This is a genomic window from Colwellia sp. BRX8-4 (assembly GCF_014077345.1).
In the GTDB taxonomy this organism is placed as follows: domain Bacteria; phylum Pseudomonadota; class Gammaproteobacteria; order Enterobacterales; family Alteromonadaceae; genus Colwellia_A.
The window spans coordinates 1-3,251 of the sequence record NZ_JACGVS010000049.1 but is presented as its reverse complement, the minus strand read 5'-3'; the positions used below and the strand labels follow the sequence as shown (position 1 = coordinate 3,251).

The 3,251-nt window shown below is 48.0% G+C and carries 1 rRNA gene; it reads right to left on the bottom strand.

The features are described 5' to 3' along the window. Window positions 1-36: 36 nt before the first annotated feature. A 23S ribosomal RNA gene (locus tag H4J56_RS19260) occupies window positions 37-2,927 on the bottom strand. Window positions 2,928-3,251: the final 324 nt, after the last annotated feature.

The window sequence follows — 3,251 nt, the reverse complement described above, 5'->3', positions numbered from 1 at the left end:
TACAAACACTTCGCAGTAAAACTACTTGGGTGTTGTATGGTTAAGCCTCACGGGCAATTAGTATCAGTTAGCTCAAGACCTCGCAGTCCTTACACACCTGACCTATCAACGTTGTAGTCTCCAACGACCCTTTAGGGAGCTTAAAGCTCCAGTGAGAACTCATCTCAAAGCCTGCTTCCCGCTTAGATGCTTTCAGCGGTTATCAGTTCCGAACGTAGCTACCGGGCAATGCTATTGGCATAACAACCCGAACACCAGCGGTTCGTCCACTCCGGTCCTCTCGTACTAGGAGCAGCCCTCTTCAATTCTCAAACGCCCACGGCAGATAGGGACCGAACTGTCTCACGACGTTCTAAACCCAGCTCGCGTACCACTTTAAATGGCGAACAGCCATACCCTTGGGACCGACTTCAGCCCCAGGATGTGATGAGCCGACATCGAGGTGCCAAACACCGCCGTCGATATGAACTCTTGGGCGGTATCAGCCTGTTATCCCCGGAGTACCTTTTATCCGTTGAGCGATGGCCCTTCCATACAGAACCACCGGATCACTATGACCTACTTTCGTACCTGCTCGACGTGTCTGTCTCGCAGTTAAGCTGGCTTATGCCATTGCACTAACCGTATGATGTCCGACCATACTTAGCCAACCTTCGTGCTCCTCCGTTACTCTTTGGGAGGAGACCGCCCCAGTCAAACTACCCACCAGACAGTGTCCCCAAGCCCGATAAGGGCCCTAGGTTAGAACATCACGCATACAAGGGTGGTATTTCAAGGTAGACTCCACTTCATCTGGCGACAAAGTTTCATAGTCTCCCACCTATCCTACACATGTAGGAGCAATGTTCACTGTCAAGCTATAGTAAAGGTTCACGGGGTCTTTCCGTCTAGCCGCGGGTATACGGCATCTTAACCGCAAATTCAATTTCACTGAGTCTCGGGTGGAGACAGTGTGGCCATGATTACGCCATTCGTGCAGGTCGGAACTTACCCGACAAGGAATTTCGCTACCTTAGGACCGTTATAGTTACGGCCGCCGTTTACCGGGGCTTCGATCATCAGCTTCGCTTGCGCTAACCGAATCAATTAACCTTCCGGCACCGGGCAGGCGTCACACCGTATACGTCATCTTTCGATTTTGCACAGTGCTGTGTTTTTAATAAACAGTTCCAGCCACCTGGTTACTTCGACTACTCTTAGCTTACACCGCAAGGGTTTAACCGAGAGTAGCGTACCTTCTCCCGAAGTTACGGTACTATTTTGCCTAGTTCCTTCACCCGAGTTCTCTCAAGCGCCTTAGTATTCTCTACCTAACCACCTGTGTCGGTTTGGGGTACGGTTCCTATATATCTGAAGCTTAGAAGCTTTTCCTGGAAGCATGGCATCAACAGCTTCAACTCCGTAGAGTCTCGTCTCGTATCTCAGTGTTGAATGAAGACCCGGATTTACCTAAGTCAACCACCTACGTACTTTCACACGGACTACCAACGCCGTGCCTGTTTAGCCTACTCCGTCCCTCCTTCGCAATATATAGAAGTACAGAAATATTAATCTGTTTCCCATCGACTACGCGTTTCCGCCTCGCCTTAGGGGCCGACTTACCCTGCCCTGATTAACATGGGACAGGAAACCTTGGTCTTTCGGCGGGGGAGTTTTTCACTCCCCTTATCGTTACTCATGTCAGCATTCGCACTTCTGATACCTCCAGCAAGCTTTACAACTCACCTTCAACGGCTTACAGAACGCTCCCCTACCACTCATAGTAAACTATGAATCCGCAGCTTCGGTGACTAGTTTAGCCCCGTTACATCTTCCGCGCAGACCGACTCGACTAGTGAGCTATTACGCTTTCTTTAAAGGATGGCTGCTTCTAAGCCAACCTCCTAGCTGTCTATGCCTTTCCACATCGTTTCCCACTTAACTAGTACTTTGGGACCTTAGCTGGCGGTCTGGGTTGTTTCCCTCTTCACAACGGACGTTAGCACCCGCAGTGTGTCTCCCGCATATCACTCATTGGTATTCGGAGTTTGCAAAGGGTTGGTAAGTCGGGATGACCCCCTAGCCTTAACAGTGCTCTACCCCCAATGGTGTTCGTGCGAGGCTCTACCTAAATAGATTTCGGGGAGAACCAGCTATCTCCCGGCTTGATTAGCCTTTCACTCCGACCCACAAGTCATCACCGCATTTTTCAACATACGTGTGTTCGGTCCTCCAGTTGATGTTACTCAACCTTCAACCTGCCCATGGGTAGATCGCCGGGTTTCGGGTCTATACCCTGCAACTAAACGCGCAGTTAACACTCGCTTTCGCTACGGCTCCCCTAATCGGTTAACCTTGCTACAGAATATAAGTCGCTGACCCATTATACAAAAGGTACGCAGTCACCGGACTAAATCCGGCTTCCACTGCTTGTACGTATGCGGTTTCAGGTTCTATTTCACTCCCCTCACAGGGGTTCTTTTCGCCTTTCCCTCACGGTACTGGTTCACTATCGGTCAGTTAGTAGTATTTAGCCTTGGAGGATGGTCCCCCCATATTCAGACAAAGTTTCACGTGCTCCGTCCTACTCGATTTCACTCAAAGGTTGCTTTTGTGTACGGGACTATCACCCTGTATCGTTGTACTTTCCAGTACATTCCACTAGCGCCCAATAAGCTTAAGGGCTGATTCGCGTTCGCTCGCCGCTACTAACGAAATCTCGGTTGATTTCTTTTCCTCAGGGTACTTAGATGTTTCAGTTCTCCTGGTTCGCTTCATTAAGCTATGTATTCACTTAATGATACTGACTTATGTCAGTGGGTTTCCCCATTCGGAAATCATTGGCTATAACGGTTTTTATCACCTCACCAATGCTTATCGCAGATTAACACGTCCTTCATCGCCTCTAACTGCCAAGGCATCCACCACATACGCTTAGTCACTTAACCATACAACCCTAAGTAGTCTTTCGACACGAAGTACACCGTGGAGACTAATCCACAGCAATTGTAAAGTCTGACATTTTCACGCACAAATAAATGTGTCTTGAATAAGATGTTTACTCTGAGTAAGAGCAAACAAATGTTGATTAACAGCTTTCGCTATTAATCGCTTTTGTAGATACTTATAAAATGTGCAAATCACAGCGCGACACCGTTCATTGCTTTATAAATATCTTATTTATATCAGCTTTCCAGATTGTTAAAGAACTCATTCTTAACGCGCATTCGGTTAAAAACGTGGTTTAAAAAACCAAATTAATATTCACTCAC